Here is a 17,457-nt window from a genome sequence, read left to right as displayed (position 1 = left end):
GGACGGCGCGAATGTAGCGGAGCGTAAACAGGCGATCGCACACTTCCCCACCCATTCATCCGATCGTGTGAGGATTGCCCGCAGGGCTGACGCGTCCGAGGCAGTCGTACAGTGGCGTGGGCGCGTTTCATGCCTTACGACTTCGAGGAGGCGCTTGCCGTGAGTGAGCTGCGGTTCGTCCGGATGGGGTTCGGCCCGGACATGGTCGACTACCAGGTCGCCTGGGACGAGCAACGCCGTGTGCACGCCGCCCGGTTCGCGGACGAGGTGCCCGACACGTGTCTGCTCCTGGAGCACCCGCCCGTCTACACCGCGGGCCGCCGCACCGCGCCCGAGGAGCGCCCGCTGGACGGTACCCCCGTGATCGACGTGGACCGCGGCGGCAAGATCACCTGGCACGGTCCGGGCCAGCTCGTCGGCTACCCGATCCAGAAGCTGCCCCGCCCGGTGGACGTGGTCGCCCATCTGCGCCGCCTGGAGGAGGCGATGATCCGGGTGTGCGCCGAGTTCGGCATCGAGACCTCGCGCGTCGAGGGCCGGGCCGGTGTCTGGGTGCTGGGCGACCCGGTCGAGCAGCGACCCGCCCTCGGAGGGCTCACGCTCGACTTCGACCCGCGCAGCACCGACCCGGAGTTCGACCCACGACTGAACGGCCCCGAGTACGCCCCGTCGAACGCGGGCCAGCGCCGCGAGGACCGCAAGATCTGCGCCATGGGCGTCCGCGTCGCCAAGGGCGTCACCATGCACGGCTTCGCCCTGAACGTGAACCCGGACACCTCGAACTTCGACAAGATCATCCCCTGCGGCATCCGTGACGCGGGCGTGACGTCGCTGTCGTACGAACTCGGCCGGGAGATCACCATCGAGGACGTGCTGCCCGTCGCCGAGCGGCACCTGAAGGACGTACTGGAGAACGCGGAGCTCAAGCCGCGCCCGGTCGAGACGTCCGCGGCCTGACGCGGCACCGGACATGCAAATCCACGGGCGTACCCTTGAGGGCGCCGAAGAATCAATCGCTAGGGAGCCGGTCGTGTCCGCAGTCGCACCCGACGGACGCAAAATGCTGCGCCTGGAGGTCCGCAACAGCCAGACCCCCATCGAGCGCAAGCCCGAGTGGATCAAGACCCGGGCGAAAATGGGTCCCGAGTACTCGAAGATGCAGAACCTCGTGAAGAGCGAGGGCCTGCACACGGTCTGCCAGGAAGCCGGCTGCCCGAACATCTACGAGTGCTGGGAGGACCGCGAGGCGACCTTCCTCATCGGCGGCGACCAGTGCACCCGGCGCTGCGACTTCTGCCAGATCGACACCGGCAAGCCCGAGGCGCTCGACCGCGACGAGCCGCGCCGCGTCGGCGAGTCGGTCGTCACGATGGACCTGAACTACGCCACCATCACCGGCGTCGCCCGCGACGACCTGGAGGACGGCGGCGCCTGGCTGTACGCCGAGACCGTGCGCCAGATCCACCAGCAGACCGCGGACCGCGAGGCCGGCCGCACCAAGGTCGAGCTGCTGGCCCCCGACTTCAACGCCGTCCCGGAGCAGCTGGCCGAGGTCTTCGGCTCCCGCCCCGAGGTCTTCGCGCACAACGTCGAGACCGTCCCGCGGATCTTCAAGCGCATCCGCCCCGGCTTCCGCTATGAGCGCTCGCTGAAGGTCATCACCGAGGCCCGCGACTTCGGCCTGGTCACCAAGTCCAACCTGATCCTCGGCATGGGCGAGACCCGCGAGGAGGTCAGCGAGGCGCTGAAGCAGCTGCACGACGCGGGCTGCGAGCTGGTCACCATCACCCAGTACCTGCGCCCCTCCGTCCGCCACCACCCGGTGGAGCGCTGGGTGAAGCCGCACGAGTTCGTGGAGCTGAAGGAGGAGGCCGAGCAGATCGGCTTCTCCGGTGTGATGTCCGGTCCGCTGGTCCGCTCCTCGTACCGCGCCGGCCGCCTGTACCAGATGGCCATCGAGAAGCGCGGGGCGTTCGTGGCCTCGCAGGCGGTGTGAGAGCCAACCGTGTGAAGTCACGCACAAGCCGTTACTGACCAGTAGCGACCAGTCCGACGCGGTCCTGACCGTCCTCGCAGATGAGGGCACCCGTCAGGGCCGCGTCGTCGTTCGCCCGTCGCGCCCCCGGGTTTCATGTCCGTTTGACCGGTCGGTCACGTCCTGGTAACACCGAACAGTGACCCTGGTATCACGCCCCGTACACCCATCCCGAGGGGGGACCTCGACGATGCAGGCCGCGCCCGTCAACGACGTCATGCCGCACGGCACCCGCGCCACCGCCATCCCGTCCTTCACCGACGCGCTGCGCGCCGTCGAGTCGCTGCTGATGAGCAGCGGCCAGCGCACCGCCCGGCGCAACGCCTGGACGTCCGTCCTGGAGGACCGCCGGCGGGCCAAGGACCGGGTCGAGGCCGAGCGCTTCCTGAAGCAGTCCACCACCGCGCGTCCCTGACCGGCCTCGCCCACCCGCCGCGGCCCCGCCGCCGCGGGCCGGCGGGCACTGCCGTCGTAGCCGCTCCCGCGGCCACGTAGACTTCGTGGCATGGCGAGGAAGGAAAACGCAGCGGACGCTGCGAACGCAGGGCGACTGAAGCAGATCGCCCTCACGTACAAGATGACCCGTCGGGCCGACAAGAAGATCGGTCTGGTACTCGCGGCTGTCGGCATCATCACCTTCGGTGTCTTCCTCGCGATCGGTTTCCTGATCGGTCACCCCATCTATCTCGGCATCCTGGGCCTGCTGCTCGCCTTCCTCGCGTCGGCGATCGTGTTCGGCCGCCGCGCCGAGCGGGCCGCCTTCGGGCAGATGGAGGGCCAGCCCGGCGCCGCGGCGGCGGTGCTGGACAACATCGGCCGGGGCTGGACGACCACCCCCGCGGTGGCGATGAACCGCAACCAGGACGTCGTGCACCGCGCGGTCGGCAAGGCCGGCATCGTTCTGGTGGCCGAGGGCAACCCGAACCGGGTGAAGACACTGCTGGCGGCCGAGAAGAAGAAGATGAACCGCATCGTGGCGGACGTGCCCGTGCACGACGTGATGGTGGGCACCGGCGAGGGCCAGATCGAGCTGAAGAAGCTGCGCACCACCATGCTGAAGTTCCCGCGCGTGCTCACCGGCCCGCAGGTCACCGCGACCAACGACCGGCTGCGCGCCCTGGGCGACCTGATGAGCAACATGCCGCTGCCCAAGGGCCCGATGCCGAAGGGCATGAGGCTCCCGAAGGGCGGCCCGAAGGGCCGCTGAATCCCGTATACGACGAAGGGGGCGCCCGGTGATCACCGGGCGCCCCCTTCGTCGTAGTGAATTCCCGCGGGCTAGATCCGCACCTCGACCGTCCCGGCCAGCCGGTCGTGCAGGCCGCGGCCGTCGCGGTCCCAGATCAGGGCCGGGATCGCCAGGAAGAGCAGCACCGTGCGCAGGAGGGCCCGCGGCGGGCTCACCCGGCCCGTTCCCAGGGCGACCACCCGCAGCCCGAAGAGCCGCTTGCCCGGAGTGAAGCCGACCGTGCCGACGGTGAGGACCATCAGCACGAAGAGCAGGAGCGGCGCCCAGACCTGCGCCGCGTTGTTGTAGCTGTCCGCGATCAGACGGTAGGCGATCAGCAGACAGAGGCCCCAGTCCACAGCGAGGGCGCCGAGCCGCCGGCCGGGCCGGGCGACCGAGTTCGGTCCGCTCTCCGGCAGACCGAGCTGTTCGCCCCGGTAACCGAAGTCGGCACCCGCGTCCTCCATGGCCGCGCGGGGCCCGGACAGCCACGATCCGATTGCTTGCCTGTTGTCCACCCGTACACGGTACTGCGCCCGTATATGACCGGGGCACGGCGGGGTGTGTCGGGGCTAGCCTGGAAACCGCGCCGGTTAACTTCGGCGAAACAAATGGGTCACGCCCGAGAAATCACCCATCCCTAGGGTCGAGTGGAGCGTGTGCCACCGCACTGGCCGCACGACCGATCAACCACCCCCGGCGAGGCGGTCGGGAGTAGGAGGAGCTGGATGTTCCAGAACGCCGACGAGGTCAAGAAGTTCATCGCGGACGAGGGCGTCAAGTTCATCGACGTCCGCTTCTGCGACCTGCCGGGTGTCATGCAGCACTTCTCGCTGCCCGCCGAGGCGTTCGACCCCGACGAGGAGCTGGCCTTCGACGGGTCGTCGATCCGCGGCTTCCAGGCCATCCACGAGTCCGACATGGCGCTGCGCGCGGACCTGACGACCGCGCGGGTGGACCCCTTCCGCCGCGACAAGACGCTGAACATCAACTTCTTCATCCACGACCCGATCACGGGCGAGCAGTACTCCCGTGACCCGCGCAACGTGGCGAAGAAGGCCGAGGCGTACCTGGCGTCGACCGGTATCGCCGACACCGCGTACTTCGGCCCCGAGGCCGAGTTCTACGTCTTCGACTCCGTGCGCTTCAAGACCTCGGAGAACGAGTCCTTCTACCACATCGACTCCGAGGCCGGCGCCTGGAACACCGGTGCGCTGGAGAACAACCGCGGCTACAAGGTCCGCTACAAGGGCGGCTACTTCCCGGTCCCGCCGGTCGACCACTTCGCCGACCTGCGCGCCGAGATGTCCCTGGAGCTGACCAAGTCCGGTCTCCAGCTCGAGCGGCTGCACCACGAGGTGGGCACCGCCGGCCAGGCCGAGATCAACTACCGGTTCAACACGCTGCTCGCCGCCGCGGACGACCTCCAGCTCTTCAAGTACATCGTGAAGAACGTGGCCTGGCGCAATGGCAAGACCGCGACCTTCATGCCGAAGCCGATCTTCGGTGACAACGGCTCGGGCATGCACGTCCACCAGTCCCTGTGGAGCAACGGCGACCCGCTGTTCTACGACGAGGCCGGTTACGCGGGCCTGTCGGACACCGCCCGCTACTACATCGGCGGCATCCTCAAGCACGCCCCGTCGCTGCTGGCCTTCACCAACCCGACGGTGAACTCCTACCACCGCCTGGTGCCGGGCTTCGAGGCCCCGGTGAACCTGGTGTACTCGCAGCGCAACCGCTCCGCCGCGATGCGTATCCCGATCACGGGCTCGAACCCGAAGGCCAAGCGCGTCGAGTTCCGCGCCCCGGACGCCTCCGGCAACCCGTACCTGGCCTTCTCCGCGCTGCTCCTCGCGGGCCTGGACGGCATCAAGAACAAGATCGAGCCGGCCGAGCCGATCGACAAGGACCTCTACGAGCTGGCTCCCGAGGAGCACGCGAACGTCGCGCAGGTCCCGACCTCCCTCGGCGCGGTCCTCGACCGCCTGGAGGCCGACCACGAGTTCCTCCTCCAGGGCGACGTCTTCACGCCGGACCTGATCGAGACGTGGATCGACCTCAAGCGCACCAACGAGATCGCCCCGCTCCAGCTCCGCCCGCACCCGCACGAGTTCGAGCTGTACTTCGACGTGTGATCCGCACCCGCCGGGTGATCGGCGTGTGAGAGCGTCCGGCGCCCCCGCCTCCCCCTCCGGGAGGCGGGGGCGCCGTCGTCTGTACGATGCGGGCAAGGACATGACACACGGGGGGTGTTTCCCATGCCCGAACTCGACGACTTCGACCGGGAGTTCGACCACCGCTGGGCACGTTCGGCCCAGTACAAGGAGCCCTCGGCCCGCGCCCGGATGCTGGCCGCGCGCTGGAAGGACAACCCACCGGAGCCGGTCCCGTTCCGTGCGGACCCGGATCCGGTGCGTCCCCGCCGCTCGTCGTGGTCGTCGACGGCGGTGGTGTTCACCTGTGTCCTCGCGGTGATCGTGCTCCTGGGGTGGGCACAGCTGCGGGCGACGTACTGAGGTCCGAACGGTCCGGGGAGCTTTTGCCTGTGCTGGAGCCGATCGGGAGCCCTTCATGGGAACACGTTGGTGCACACTGGCAGTGGGGCGAGTGCCTTACTGCGGGGTGATGCGAGATGCAGAGCCGCTTTGCCGGTGACCGGCGGCTGACCGTACGGATGTCGGTCACGCTGTTCCTGCTCGGGCTGCTGTACGTGGGGTTCGTGGCGGCGCTGATCGTGCTGCTGAAGTCGTGGGTGCTGGTCGTCGTCCTGGTCGGGGCGATGTTCGTGGCGCAGTTCTGGTTCTCCGACAAGATCGCCATGTTCGCCATGCGCGGGCGGGTGGTGGAGCGGGAGGAGTACCGCGAGCTGCACGCGGTCGTGGACCGGCTGTGCGCGATCGCCGACATGCCCAAGCCGGTGGTCGCCGTGTCCGAGATGGACATGCCGAACGCGTTCGCCACCGGCCGCAATCCCGACCATGCCGTGATCTGTGTGACCACGGGGCTGCTGCGGCGGCTGGAGCCGGCCGAGCTGGAGGGTGTGCTGGCCCACGAGCTGTCGCACGTGGCGCACAAGGACGTCGCCGTGATCACGGTCGCGTCCTTCCTCGGGGTGCTGGCCGGTCTGATCGTGCGGTTCGCCTTCTACTCGCAGATCTTCAGCAGCGGCCGCCGGGACCAGAACACCGCCGCCGTCTTCGCCGCCGTGATCGGCGTCGCCGCGGCCGTGTACGCGATCAGCTTCCTGCTCATCCGGGCCCTGTCCCGCTACCGGGAGCTGGCCGCCGACCGCGCGGCCGCGCTGCTGACCGGGCGGCCCTCGGCGCTGGCGTCCGCGCTGACGAAGGTCTCCGGCGACATCGCCCGGATCCCGACGAAGGACCTGCGCACCGCCCAGGCCTTCAACGCCTTCTACTTCACCCCGGCGACCGGTTCCGAGCCCGGCATCGAGCGGTACTTCTCCACCCACCCCACGCTGCAGCAGCGGCTGGAGCTGCTGGCCCGGATCTCCGCCGAGCTGGGCGAGGCCCAGGCGCCCGGGAAGACGGGCTGAGCATGGGCCTGCTGGACATCCTGCTCGGCCGTACGAAACCGGTCGCGCCCGATCTGGACCAGCTCTTCGCGCTGCCGTCGGCGGCGGTGACGCTGCAGGCGGCGGCCGGTTTCACACCGACCGGTCAGGGCGCGGTGTGTTTCGCGACGGTCGAGGGCGCGGCGTTCGAGCAGACGCACCGGGAGGTGCAGGCGCTGCTGGACGCCGACACCGACCGCACCGGCCCGCCCGTACGACTGACTCAGGACTCCTACGGCTACTCCTGGCTGGTCTCCCACCGCTCCCCCGACGAGCTGCCCCAGCTCGTCAACGATCTGCACGCGGTGAACAGTTCCATGGAGGTCAACGGTTTCGGCCCGCAGCTGCTGTGCTCGCTGGCCGGCTTCCGGGACGACCGCGGCCGCCGGCTGGCGCTGGTGTACCTGTACAAGCGGGGCACGTTCTACCCCTTCGCGCCGGTGCCCGGGCCGGCCGAGCGCCGCGACAACGCCTTGGAGCTGCAGATCAGGGCCGCCCTGGCGAACGACCTGCGGATCGAGCAGGACCTGGGGCGCTGGTTCCCGGTGTGGGGCGCCCCCGCGCTGTGAGGCACGGGGCGGCGGCCGCCGGTCGCGGTGGGTTGCCCGGCTCCTTCGCGGCGGGACTCCAAGGGCCGTGCGCGGCGGTGGCGGTGCGCATCCAGGGGGAGGCGTGCGACCACCGTGGCGGGTGGCGTACGGGAGGCGTGCGACGGTGAGAGCGACGCATTCGCTTCTCACGCGAGCGCACTTGGGGGTGTGAGTGAATGGGGCGCATGACCGAGTCCCTGTCCGACTTCACACTCGATGTCGACGGCGAGCGTCTCAGCGGGGTCTACGGCGGAACGGGCGACGGCCCGGCCGTGGTCCTGCTGCACGGCGCCGGCGCCGGCAGCAAGGAGCGGCTGCTGCCGCTGGCCGACGAGTTCGCCGCGCGTGGCTGCCGCGTGCTGGCCTTCGACTTCTCCGGGCACGGCGAGAGCACCGGCCTGCTGCGGCGGCTGAGCCTGCGGCGCCGCTTCGAACAGGCCGTGGCGGTGATCGACGCCTGCGCCCCGGACGGACCGCTGGTCCTGGTCGGGTTCAGCATGAGCGGGCAGACCGTGGCCGACCTGGTCGCGTACTACTCGCAGCGGGTCGCCGCCGTCGGCCTCGGCGCACCCGCCGTGTACGCGCCCGAGGCGTGGGAATTGCCCTTCGGCAACGGCGACGGACGCTTCAGCACGATCCTGCGGACGCCGGACAGCTGGCGCACCTCCCGCGCGCTGGAGGCGCTGCGCACCTACGAGGGCCGCGCGGTGCTCGCCGTACCCGGCACGGACGCGGTGATCCCGCCGGAGGTGACGCAGGCGGTGGAGGACGCGCTCACCGCCCGCGCCCAGTACACGCGGTTCGAACTGCCCGCCGCCGACCACCAGGTGGGCACATGGCTGCGGGACCACGCCGAGGACCGGCGGGCGTTCGTGACCGCCGTGCTCACCGGGCCGGACGACCGGGGCTGGACCGCCACGCGCGCGTGGGTGGCCAAGCAGCTCCCCCAGGGGCGCACGGTCACCGACACGCGCGTGCTGCCGGGCGGCTGGAGTTCCCAGATGCGCCGGCTGACCCTGGACGACGGCGGCGCGCTGGTGCTGCGCAGCTTCGTCAGACCCTTCTACCGGCGGCACGCCCCGGGTCTGCTGGCCCGCGAGGCGTCGGTGCTGGCGCTGCTCGCCGGTGAGGACGGCGTCCCGGTGGCCGAGCCGGTCGCCGTGGACGCGGGCGCCGAGCACTGCGACCACCCGTCCCTGCTGATGACGCTGCTGCCGGGCCGGGTGCGCGTCGACGACGGCGACGAGCAGGAACTGGACCGGCGCCTGGACCTGCTGGCGGCCCAGCTGGTCCGCATCCACCGGGTGGTGCCGCAGGAGCGGCCGCGCCGGTACGAGGCGTGGACGTCCGCCGAGCGGGTGCGCACCGCGCCGGGCGCGCTGTGGGATCGGGCGGTGGACGCGCTGCGCCGCGAGCCGCCGGCGTACGACGGCTGCTTTCTGCACCGGGACTTCCACCCCGGGAACGTGCTGTTCACCGGGGCGGGTGCGGAGCTGCGGATCAGCGGTGTCGTCGACTGGGTGGAGACGTCGTGGGGGCCGGCCGACCTCGATGTCGCGCACTGCTCCACGGCCCTCGCCCTGCTGCACGGCCCCGTACACGGGCTCGCCTTCCGGCAGCGGTACGACGCCCACGGCGGGCGCCGGCTCGCCGACGGCCCGGACCACCTGTACTGGCGGCTGCTGGACGCCCTGGCCTACGCCCCGGACGCGGCGAAGCTCGCGGGGCCGTGGCGGGAGCTGGGCCGCACGGATCTGACGTCCGAGGTGCTGGCCGAGCGGCTGGAGGCGTACGTCGGGGGGCTGCTGGAACGCTACGGCTGACGGACGGTCGCGTTCCGGCGCGGCCTCCGCGGGCCCGCTGTCGGTTCCGGGGGGCCGTTGTCAGTGGGGTGCTGGAAGATGGCGTCAGGTACCGGCGTGGGGACGGACGGAGGCGGCATGAGCGGGCGGGCACGGCACATCGGCGTGGCGGAGCGGCGGGCACGGCTGGCCGTACGGCACCGGCTGGCGCCGCACGCGCGGGCGACGACGCCGGAGGAGGTCGCCGAGTCGCTGGTCGCGCTGCACGGCACGGACCCGGCGACGGTGTATCTGGCGGTGGGCGCGCGGCTGGCGGACGCGGCGGGGACGATCGAGGGGACCGAGCGGGCGCTGTACGAGGACCGCTCGCTGGTGCGGATGCACGGCATGCGGCACACGGTGTTCGTGTTCCCCACGCAGCTGACGGCCGTGGTGCACGCCTCGACCGGTCTCGCGGTGGCCGCCCGGGAGCGGGCCTCGCTGCTGAAGGACATGGCCGCGGCGGGCGCCCCCGACGCGGCCTGGCTGAAGGAGGTCGAGGAGTCGGCCCTGGCGGCGCTGGCCCGGCGCGGGCAGGCCACCGCGGCCGAACTGGCCAAGGACGAACCGCGGCTGAGAGAGCAGTTCGCCTACGCGGCCGGCAAGAGCTACGAGGGGGTGCACACGGTGTCCTCACGCCTGCTGCGCGTCCTCGGTGTGGAGGGCAAGGTGGTCCGGGGCCGCCCGCTCGGCTCCTGGACGTCGAGCCAGTTCCGCTGGGCCCCGGCCCCGGCGCATCCCGAGCTGGACGCCGCCGGTGCCCAGGCGGAGCTGCTGCGGCGCTGGCTGGCGGCGTGCGGGCCGGCCACGGAGGCCGACCTGAAGTGGTGGACGGGCTGGCGGGTGACGGAGGTGCGGCGGGCGCTGACGGCGATCGGGGCGCGCGAGGTGACCCTGGACGAGGGCACGGGATACGTCGTCGCGGGCGACGAGGAGCCGGGCGGCGAGGCCCCGGTGGAACCGTGGGCGGCCCTGCTGCCGGCGCTGGACCCGACGGCGATGGGCTGGCAGCAGCGGGACTGGTGCCTGGCCCCCGGTCTGCGGCCGGCGTTGTTCGACCGCAGCGGCAATGTGGGGCCGACGGTGTGGTGGGACGGCCGGGTGGTGGGCGGCTGGGCTCAGCGGCCGGACGGCGAGATCGTGTGGCGGCTGCTGGAGAAGGACGGCGTGGGCCGCGAGGCCGAGGCGGCGATCACGGCGGAGGCGGACCGACTGCACGCCTGGGTCGGAACGACCCGCGTGACCCCCAGATTCCGCACCCCCCTGGAACGAGAACTGACCGCCTGACCCACCACCCCGGCCAAGGCAAGCCGAGGACCACCGGCCCCCGCGAAGTGCGCCACCCAGTGGGCACGGGCCCCCGCCGACTCCGACCCGGCAGACGCCCGACACCGCGGCACGAACGGCCCGGCAGGCACCGGGGCACCACTGCGCCGGCGGGCAGGCGCTGCGATCGCCGCGCGGGCGGGCAGGCGCCGGGCACCGCCCGAGGGCGAGTCGGCGGACACCGGACAGCGCGGCGTGCGCCGCCCGGCCACGCGGGCACCCCGGCGGCTACGCCCCGGCAGACGCCGACATCGCCGCACGCCGGGCAGCGTCGTCGCGGACGGCGCCCTCGGACGCCCGGCAGCGTCGTCGCGGGCGGCCAGGCGCCGGGCCGCCGCCCCGAGGGCGGTGCCCGGCGTCGGGCAGTGGCTCAGCGGCAGTAGCGCATCAGCGCGCGCACCATGTGGCATGTCGTGTCGGACGGCGGGTGGATGCCGATCGCCTCCGCCGTGCTCCGTATCGTCTCGTTGCGGGCCTGGCCCGGCATGTAGACGCCGGAGTCGAGCAGGGCGATGGCCAGGCGCATGGCCTTCAGACGCCGGTTGTGCGTGATGTACCACTCGCGCGGACGGCCGGGCGGCAGCGGACGCTTCGCCGCCGGCGCGTACGGCGAGTCGAACAGCACGGGGTGGGTCGCGGTGGACTGGGTCGGCAGCGGCTTGCGGGACGGCTTCGGGTGGAGTGCGGCAGCGGGCACAGGCATCCTCCTGTCGCGGTCAGGGAGTCTCCGGAGGCCCCGGCGTCTTCCCTCGAACACTACGTCAATTCTACTGCCTGGCACTGACAATCGGGGGTCCGCACAGGCCCCCAAAGACGCAGGTCGACAAGGGAATTGGCGGGGTGTCACGGACGCTCCGGGAGGGACGGATGAGGCACAGAGAATTCGAACATGACTCGCCCGCGACGAGGGCCCGTTCGGGCCGCCCGGTAGCGTGAGCGGCATGGAAATCTGGATCAACCCGGCCTGCTCCAAGTGCCGCAGCGCCATCAGCCTGCTCGACGCCGAGGGCGCCGACTACACCGTCCGCCGCTACCTCGAGGAGGTACCGAGCGAGGACGAGATCAGGGACGTGCTCCAGCGGCTGCAGCTGGAGCCGTGGGACATCACCCGCACCGGGGAGGCCGAGGCCAAGGAGCTGGGCCTGAAGGACTGGCCGAAGGACGACTCCGCCCGCGACCGCTGGATCACGGCCCTCGCCGAGCACCCGAAGCTGATCCAGCGCCCCATCATCACGGCCGACGACGGCACGGCGGTGGTGGGCCGCACGGAGGAGGCCGTACGGGACGCGCTGTCCCGGTGACGACCCTCAAGTCGCCTGTGACGCAGGCCACTTCCACGGTCGCCGTGACCGCTGAGCAACCCCGTTCGGTATCTCGTACATAGCGGCGTACGCTCCCCTACCTCTTCAGGAGGCGCGCATGTCGCGCAGGAGAACGCTCAGTACGAAGAAGAAGCTCGCGCTGCTGGTCACCGCCGCGGCGGTGGCCGGCGGCGGCGCCTTCGCCATGGCGAGCACCTCGAACGCCGCACCGCCACCGCGGACCCTGTCCGCGGACTCGGGTGTGTGCCAGGGGCTCGCCACCACTCTCGGCAACAACCAGAAGTTCATCGACGGCCAGCGGGCCAACCCCGACGCCCAGTCGCAGGCGCGGATCGCCAACCGCCAGGCGGTCATCGAGGAGATCAAGCGCAAGCAGGCGGCGTCCGGATGCACGGTCGGGGAGTCGGCTCAGGACTCCCAAGCCGGGCAAGCCGGGAAGAACGGACAGCAGTCGGGGCAGCAGGGCCAAGGCGGCCGGCAGACGGGACAGCAGTCCGCGCCGCCCTCGCAGGCCGCCGGCGCGGGTGACGCCGGCGGTGCGGCCGCCTCCGGTCAGCAGGTGTGCAAGGGCTCCACGGTCACCCTCTCCGGCGAGGGCGGCGCCCCGGCCGCGTCCAGCAACCAGTTCCCGGCCGGGACGAAGCTCAAGGTGACCAACCTGGACAACAACAAGTCCACGACGGTCCAGGTCACCTCGGTCTCCGGCAGCTGTGTGCTGCTCAACAACGCGGCCTTCGAGCAGGTCCGCGAGTCCGGCAAGTTCCTGATCCGCCGGGCGCTGATCGAGAAGGTGGGGTGAGGCCCGTAGAGCCGTCCGATCGCCTCAGTGGCCGCCGTCGCTCCGGCCGCTGAGGAAACCGCCGAGGCGGCGGCCCAGGTCCATGGGCGCTGCGTGCGGCAGCGCGTGGTGGGAGACGTCCGGTACGACCTCCACGTCCGCCCGCGGCAGCAGCTCCCGGGCCCTGGCCGCCACCTCGTGCGGGTCGTGGGTCCTGCTGTTCGCGGCCACGAGCAGCAGGACCGGCACGTCCAGGTCCCGCAGCGCCTGCGGCGTGGGGCGGGGACCGGTCACCGGTTTGACGGAGGGGAAGCCGGTGGCCGCCTCCTGCAACCGCAGCCAGTCGGCGTCCAGCCGCGCTCCCGACGTCTCCCAGGCCAGGAAGGCCCGGGTGCGGTGGGGGGCGGGGCGCAGCAGCATCGGCAGCGCGTGCAGCAGGTACGCCGCCTTGAACCCGGCGAAGCACTGGGTCGGGTCCAGGAGGAACAGGCGGCGTACCCGCTGCGGCGAGCGCAGCGCGAAGTGCAGGGCGACGAAGGCGCCGTAGGAGTGCGCGCCGAGGTCGGTGGCGGGGCCGGCGCCGAGGCCGTCCAGCAGTGCCTCGAGCCAGTCGCACAGGTCGGCGGCCGTGCGGGGGCGGTGCTTCGCGGACACCTCGCTGCGGCCGGGGACGCCGGGCAGGTCGACGGCGTAGACCCGCCGGATACGGGCCAGTTCGGCGGCCTGGGCGTACCAGGAGGCCGACGTCGCTCCCCCGCCGCCGGGCAGGAGCAGCAGCGGGGGCGCGTCACGCGGTCCGCAGGCGTTGACGTGGGCCGTGCCGTACGGGGTGGGCACGAGGACCGTCTCCCGTTCCGCCGGCCATTTCGCCATGACCTTGTCGTACGCCGCCCGGAAATCGTCCGGGTCGAACCGGCCGCTCATCGCCACACCCCCTATTATCTCGCTGAGCAAGATTCTTGTTGGTCGAGACGATAGCGGAAGGCGGCCGGGGTGTCCCAGGAACCGGAGAGGGAGATCGTCCATCTGCTGCGCGCGGTGGCGGTCGAGCTGGGGCTGCACAGTGCCCGCTTCGCCCAGCGCAACGGCATGCACCCGACCGATGTGCGGGCCCTGATCGCGCTGATGGACGCCCGGCGGGCGGGCGAGGAGATGACGGCCGGCCGGCTCGGCGCCGAGCTGGGACTGAACTCGGCCGGGACGACGGCCCTCGTCGACCGGCTGGAGGGCGCCGGGCACGTGCGACGGACGCGGGGCCGGGTGGACCGGCGGACGGTGGTCGTCGAGGTGGACGAGTCGGCCGTACGGCTGGGCGAGGACTTCTTCGGACCGCTCATCGGCCGGACGGTCGGCCTGCTGGCACGCTACGACGACCGGGAGCGGGCGGCGATCCGCGACTTCCTGACGGGGGTGCGGGACGCGGCGGCCGGCGACTCCTGAGCCGCGGGCGGGGCCCGCCCGGGTCGCCCGAACCGCATCGCATACGAATCCGGCGCGGCCGGCACCCGTCACACCGCTCCTCACAGCCGCCCGCACGGCGACGTGAGACGCGCCACACCACCCCCAGGTAACACGGGGTTCACATACGAGCAATGGACGGGAAATCGCCTGTTGGCAGTCTGCCGACATCCACCGCGGCGCCCAGTGCCGCAGCGCCGCAGCACCCGCAGTGCGCCAGACCCACGTTAAGGATGTGGCCCCGATGACCTTCAAGGCTGAGTACATCTGGATCGACGGCACCGAGCCGACGGCCAAGCTCCGTTCCAAGACGAAGATCATCACGGGTGCCCCCGCCGGCCTGGAGGCGCTGCCGCTGTGGGGCTTCGACGGGTCCTCCACCAACCAGGCCGAGGGCCACTCCTCGGACTGCGTGCTGCGGCCGGTCTTCAGCTGCCCCGACCCGATCCGCGGCGGCGACGACATCCTGGTGCTGTGCGAGGTCCTGGACACGGACATGACCCCGCACCCGAGCAACACGCGTGCCCTGCTCGCCGAGGTCGAGGAGCGGTTCGGTGCGCAGGAGCCGATCTTCGGCATCGAGCAGGAGTACACCTTCTTCAAGGACGGCTACCCGCTCGGCTTCCCCAAGGGCGGCTTCCCGGCCCCGCAGGGCGGCTACTACTGCGGTGTCGGCTCCGACGAGATCTTCGGCCGTGACGTCGTCGAGGCGCACCTGGACAACTGCCTGAAGGCGGGCCTCGGCATCTCCGGCATCAACGCCGAGGTCATGCCGGGCCAGTGGGAGTTCCAGGTCGGCCCGCTCGCCCCGCTGGAGGTCTCCGACCAGATGTGGGTGGCCCGGTGGCTGCTGTACCGCACCGCGGAGGACTTCGGCATCGCCGCCACCCTCGACCCCAAGCCGGTCAAGGGCGACTGGAACGGCGCGGGCGCGCACACCAACTTCTCCACCAAGGCGATGCGCGAGGGCTACGACGCGATCATCACCGCCTGTGAGTCGCTCGGCGAGGGCTCCAAGCCGCTCGACCACGTCAAGAACTACGGCGCCGGCATCGACGCCCGCCTCACCGGCCTGCACGAGACCGCCCCGTGGGACAAGTACTCCTACGGCGTCTCCGACCGCGGCGCCTCGGTCCGCATCCCGTGGCAGGTCGAGAAGGACGGCAAGGGCTACATCGAGGACCGCCGTCCCAACGCCAACGTCGACCCGTACGTCGTGACCCGGCTGATCGTCGACACCTGCTGCTCGGCGCTGGAGAAGGCCGGCCAGGTCTGATCCCGTCCGGTCCACCCGTCTTCGCGCGAGGGGCGTCCACCGTCAGGTGGACGCCCCTCGCGTTGTCAGTGGCGCATGTCATCGTGAGGACATGGAGATCGACGGGGGCAAGGAGACCGGCGGGGACATGGAGCTGCACGGGGTTCTGGACGTCAAGGCCGAGACGGAGTACGGGGACACATATCTGCGGCCGTCCGCGGAGGTCCTGCGGGATCTGGTGCACCGCATCGGCGCACCGGGCGACCACTGGATCGTCGTGCAGCGGGTGCCGGACCTGCCGCTGGTCTTCGCGCAGGTGTGGCGCGAGGGCGGCGGGGACTGGCGGCTGGAACACCGGCGCGGGGAGGACGAGTTCTTCGGCGCGGAGCTGACGGACCCGGAGCGGGTGGCCGGGCTGCTGACCGGCTGGGCGCGCCAGGAGCCCGGCTGGGACGCGGGCGTGGAGTGGGAGCCGGTCGAGCTGCCGCCCAGCGTAGAGGTGCCGCCGCTCGACGAGCAGGTGGCGGCCGAGGCCGAGGACCATGTGCGGGAGATGCTCCGCGACGGTTATCTGGGCATCGAGCGCCTCGTGGAGGAGACCGTGTACCTCATGGAGGACGCCGTCTCCGCCGTCCAGGCGCGCGAGATGGTCGAGCGGCTGTGGCTGGAGCGGGTGTCGGAGCAGGAGAGCTGGGACGGCCCGACGGATCCGGACCGTCTGACGGAGGCGTTCGCCGCGCTGGAGCGGGCCGGGGTGGTCGCCCGGGAGGACTTCACCTGCTGTCACGGCTGCGGCATGGCGGAGATCGGCGGCGAGGTGCGGGACCCGGAGACGACCCGGGGCTTCGTGTTCTTCCACCACCAGGCGACCCGCGCCGCCGCCGAGGGCCACGGACTGACGCTGCACTACGGCGGGTTCGACGGTTCCGAGGAGACCACGGCGGCCGTCGGGCGGGAGGTCGTCACGGCGCTCGCGGCGGCCGGGTTGTCCACCCAGTGGGACGGCGATCCGGGCCGTTCGGTCACCGTCATACCCCTGGACTGGCGTAAACGCCTGGTCGGGTGAGGTGTGCCGGGGCGGGGCCGGGGCGGCTCGCGGACGGGAGGGTGTCCACAGAGTGAGAGGAGGACTCCTGTTAACGGCTCACGTCTGCTTCAATAAGTCCATGGCCAGCTTCCAGAAGTACTCCGCGACAGGTCGCCAGGACCTCGAGCCCTTCTGGCCCTCCCGTCAGCACCACGACTTCGACCGGGTGTGTTGCCGCGCGACGAACGCGCCGGCCCTCTAAAGCCGTAACCCCCGGCCTTCGGCCGGCGCGACAAGCCGTACGTCCCCCGACGCGCCGCGACCACGAGTCGCCGCCGTCGACCTGTCCGACGAACGACGAACTTCTCGCGCGAAAGAGCTGACCTCTCATGGCGACCACTCGTTCCCTCAGCACCGCCACCCTGCCCGCTCCGGCCCCGGCCGCCGCCCGTCACCGGTTGCGCGCCGTCGACCGGGACGAGGTGGTCGACGTGGCGGACTTCCTGCCGCCCGGTGCCACCTGGCTGCCGGCGCCCCAGCACACCCTGCCCACGCTGCCCGGCCGGCCGCCGATGGTCGGCTACCTGGTGCTCGTCCCCGCCGACCAGCAGCCGCCGTTCCTGCCGGTGGCCGTGCCGGACCGGCCCGGCCAGGCAGGCGGGCCCGTGCCGGAGCAGGCGGGCCGGCCCGTTCCGGACCCGCTCGGCACGGCCCTGGAAGAGCCGCTCGTACGGATCGACACCGTGCAGCGCACCGCCTGGGTAGGCGGGCGTCAACTCGACCTGACCTACCTGGAGTTCGAGCTGCTTGCCCATCTGGTGGCGAACCCGCACCGGGTGCACACCCGCGACCAGCTGGTCACCACCGTGTGGGGGTACGGCCACGTGGGCGACGGCCGCACCGTCGACGTCCATGTCGCCCGGCTGCGCCGCAAGCTGGGCGCCGAGCACCGCAAGGCGATCCAGACGGTGCGCCGCGTCGGCTACAAGTACGCGCCGCCGGCCGGCCGCTGACCCCTCTGCC

The 17,457-nt window shown here is 71.6% G+C and carries 20 protein-coding genes; 17 read left to right on the top strand and 3 right to left on the bottom strand.

Annotated elements, in window-relative coordinates; all coding sequences use genetic code 11:
• Nucleotides 1–159: 159 nt before the first annotated feature.
• The 4 genes from lipB to ACZ64A_RS10995 all read left to right on the top strand — a co-directional run bounded on the left by lipB (nt 160) and on the right by ACZ64A_RS10995 (nt 3,242).
• Nucleotides 160–957, top strand: coding sequence for a lipoyl(octanoyl) transferase LipB (gene lipB / locus ACZ64A_RS11010; protein WP_469809670.1), 798 nt, complete (start codon nt 160–162; stop codon nt 955–957).
• Between the two features lie 73 nt (nt 958–1,030).
• Entirely contained in the window at nt 1,031–1,996 is a 966-nt protein-coding gene (lipA, locus tag ACZ64A_RS11005; RefSeq protein ID WP_469809669.1) for a lipoyl synthase, read from the top strand.
• Nucleotides 1,997–2,225: 229 nt separating this feature from the next.
• Nucleotides 2,226–2,450: an SCO2195 family GlnR-regulated protein gene (locus ACZ64A_RS11000; protein WP_469809668.1), complete on the top strand. Its 225-nt coding sequence runs from the start codon at nt 2,226–2,228 to the stop codon at nt 2,448–2,450.
• 90 nt (nt 2,451–2,540) lie between these two features.
• Entirely contained in the window at nt 2,541–3,242 is a 702-nt protein-coding gene (locus ACZ64A_RS10995; protein ID WP_469809667.1) for a DUF4191 domain-containing protein, read from the top strand.
• 71 nt (nt 3,243–3,313) lie between these two features.
• Here the strand turns inward: ACZ64A_RS10995 and ACZ64A_RS10990 are convergent, their stop codons facing one another.
• Nucleotides 3,314–3,781, bottom strand: a complete 468-nt coding sequence (locus ACZ64A_RS10990; RefSeq protein ID WP_469809666.1) for an RDD family protein — start codon at nt 3,779–3,781, stop codon at nt 3,314–3,316.
• A gap of 210 nt (nt 3,782–3,991) precedes the next feature.
• Between ACZ64A_RS10990 and glnA the strand changes: the two genes are divergently transcribed.
• From glnA to ACZ64A_RS10960, 6 genes are all read left to right on the top strand, one after another.
• On the top strand, nt 3,992–5,401 hold the full coding sequence (gene glnA, locus ACZ64A_RS10985) for a type I glutamate--ammonia ligase (protein ID WP_469809664.1): 1,410 nt from the start codon (nt 3,992–3,994) through the stop codon (nt 5,399–5,401).
• A 123-nt stretch (nt 5,402–5,524) separates the two neighbouring features.
• Nucleotides 5,525–5,782: an SCO2583/SCO2584 N-terminal domain-containing protein gene (locus ACZ64A_RS10980; protein WP_469809663.1), complete on the top strand. Its 258-nt coding sequence runs from the start codon at nt 5,525–5,527 to the stop codon at nt 5,780–5,782.
• A 116-nt stretch (nt 5,783–5,898) separates the two neighbouring features.
• A complete protein-coding gene (gene htpX / locus ACZ64A_RS10975; protein ID WP_469809662.1) occupies nt 5,899–6,819 on the top strand; it encodes a zinc metalloprotease HtpX in 921 nt (306 codons plus the stop codon).
• 2 nt (nt 6,820–6,821) lie between these two features.
• Nucleotides 6,822–7,406 carry a PspA-associated protein PspAB gene (gene pspAB, locus ACZ64A_RS10970; RefSeq protein WP_469809661.1) on the top strand — a complete coding sequence of 195 codons (585 nt, stop codon included), beginning with the start codon at nt 6,822–6,824 and terminating at the stop codon, nt 7,404–7,406.
• Between the two features lie 197 nt (nt 7,407–7,603).
• Nucleotides 7,604–9,250 (top strand): alpha/beta fold hydrolase, encoded by a 1,647-nt coding sequence (locus ACZ64A_RS10965; protein WP_469809659.1) that lies wholly within the window; start codon nt 7,604–7,606, stop codon nt 9,248–9,250.
• A 117-nt stretch (nt 9,251–9,367) separates the two neighbouring features.
• Nucleotides 9,368–10,555 (top strand): winged helix DNA-binding domain-containing protein, encoded by a 1,188-nt coding sequence (locus ACZ64A_RS10960; RefSeq protein WP_469809657.1) that lies wholly within the window; start codon nt 9,368–9,370, stop codon nt 10,553–10,555.
• A gap of 409 nt (nt 10,556–10,964) precedes the next feature.
• Here the strand turns inward: ACZ64A_RS10960 and ACZ64A_RS10955 are convergent, their stop codons facing one another.
• Nucleotides 10,965–11,291 (bottom strand): hypothetical protein, encoded by a 327-nt coding sequence (locus ACZ64A_RS10955; protein ID WP_469809656.1) that lies wholly within the window; start codon nt 11,289–11,291, stop codon nt 10,965–10,967.
• A gap of 244 nt (nt 11,292–11,535) precedes the next feature.
• Between ACZ64A_RS10955 and ACZ64A_RS10950 the strand changes: the two genes are divergently transcribed.
• Nucleotides 11,536–11,895, top strand: a complete 360-nt coding sequence (locus ACZ64A_RS10950; protein WP_469809655.1) for an arsenate reductase family protein — start codon at nt 11,536–11,538, stop codon at nt 11,893–11,895.
• A 118-nt stretch (nt 11,896–12,013) separates the two neighbouring features.
• Nucleotides 12,014–12,715: an RlpA-like double-psi beta-barrel domain-containing protein gene (locus ACZ64A_RS10945; RefSeq protein WP_469809653.1), complete on the top strand. Its 702-nt coding sequence runs from the start codon at nt 12,014–12,016 to the stop codon at nt 12,713–12,715.
• A gap of 24 nt (nt 12,716–12,739) precedes the next feature.
• Here ACZ64A_RS10945 and ACZ64A_RS10940 read toward each other — a convergent pair whose 3' ends face one another.
• Nucleotides 12,740–13,618, bottom strand: a complete 879-nt coding sequence (locus tag ACZ64A_RS10940; RefSeq protein WP_469810165.1) for an alpha/beta fold hydrolase — start codon at nt 13,616–13,618, stop codon at nt 12,740–12,742.
• A 69-nt stretch (nt 13,619–13,687) separates the two neighbouring features.
• Here ACZ64A_RS10940 and ACZ64A_RS10935 point away from each other — a divergent pair, with 69 nt between their 5' ends.
• The 5 genes from ACZ64A_RS10935 (at nt 13,688) to ACZ64A_RS10915 (ending at nt 17,447) form a co-directional block, all read left to right on the top strand.
• Complete coding sequence (locus ACZ64A_RS10935) at nt 13,688–14,134, top strand: MarR family transcriptional regulator (RefSeq protein ID WP_469809651.1); 447 nt, start codon at nt 13,688–13,690, stop codon at nt 14,132–14,134.
• Between the two features lie 262 nt (nt 14,135–14,396).
• Complete coding sequence (gene glnII, locus ACZ64A_RS10930; RefSeq protein WP_469809649.1) at nt 14,397–15,428, top strand: glutamine synthetase; 1,032 nt, start codon at nt 14,397–14,399, stop codon at nt 15,426–15,428.
• Nucleotides 15,429–15,555: 127 nt separating this feature from the next.
• Entirely contained in the window at nt 15,556–16,473 is a 918-nt protein-coding gene (locus ACZ64A_RS10925; protein ID WP_469810163.1) for a DUF6891 domain-containing protein, read from the top strand.
• Between the two features lie 100 nt (nt 16,474–16,573).
• Entirely contained in the window at nt 16,574–16,696 is a 123-nt protein-coding gene (locus ACZ64A_RS10920; protein ID WP_469809648.1) for a hypothetical protein, read from the top strand.
• A 127-nt stretch (nt 16,697–16,823) separates the two neighbouring features.
• A complete protein-coding gene (locus ACZ64A_RS10915) occupies nt 16,824–17,447 on the top strand; it encodes a winged helix-turn-helix domain-containing protein (protein ID WP_469809647.1) in 624 nt (207 codons plus the stop codon).
• Nucleotides 17,448–17,457 lie beyond the last annotated feature (10 nt).

The sequence above is a fragment of the Streptomyces sp. NPDC104814 genome (assembly GCF_055583185.1).
The sequence above is the reverse complement of the archived record's forward strand: the minus strand, read 5'-3'. Positions and strand labels throughout refer to the sequence as shown.